Below are 716 nucleotides of genomic sequence, written 5' to 3' on the forward strand. Positions count from 1 at the left end.
GCCTCGGGCACGCCCGCCATGACCCGCTCGACGCCCCCGCCGGCCAGGGGGCCGGAGAAATAACCGGGGCTGAACAGATCCGAATCCGGATCCTGGCCCCGCTGGGCCTCCTGGGACCGGTGCACCATATACTGCCATTCGGGCTCGTAAAAGAAATCACCCGTGCGCGCCATGACCTCGAGGGCATGCCCGCCGTAGGGGGAAAAGCGAAAGCCCTTCTCCTGGCTGGAAACCGCCTGGGGGAAAAGCTCCTCCGCACCAGTAAACGCCTTGGTGACTTCATGAAAATTACGGTCTTCGATATCGGGCCTGAGAATCAGGGTCACCGGACGGTCGTCGGCCAGGCGATCCTTGAACCCGGCGGCCGGATGCCGGTAGAAGGCCATGCCGATGGCGTTCTGGTCCGGCAACATTTGCAGGGCCACCCGCAGGACCACGTGTTGCCCCTGACCGGAGGGGATATGATACTCCCAGCAGGCCGTGCCGTCGAAATCCATGCCGAAACGATCCAGGCAGTCCGGCCCAATCTCCTGGGAAAAGCCTGGTAAACCACCCAACCGCGCATACGGGTGAGCAGGATGCGGCGGTCCTCGGGTACGTGCGGGTTGAGATTGGCCGCCAGAAGGGCGTCATAGCGGCTGGGCAGCCGGTTCCAGTGGGCATGCGCGCGGGACATGCCGCCGCGGCCGTTGGTGCCGAGCATGTGGATGGTGGCA

1 pseudogene is annotated in these 716 nt (G+C 64.7%); it reads right to left on the minus strand.

Annotated elements, in window-relative coordinates:
• Positions 1-703 (minus strand): annotated as a pseudogene (locus tag JCM12296_RS35370) (glycogen debranching enzyme N-terminal domain-containing protein); the annotation flags it as partial.
• Positions 704-716: the final 13 nt, after the last annotated feature.

Source organism: Desulfosarcina cetonica JCM 12296 (assembly GCF_001311845.1).
Lineage (GTDB): Bacteria > Desulfobacterota > Desulfobacteria > Desulfobacterales > Desulfosarcinaceae > Desulfosarcina > Desulfosarcina cetonica.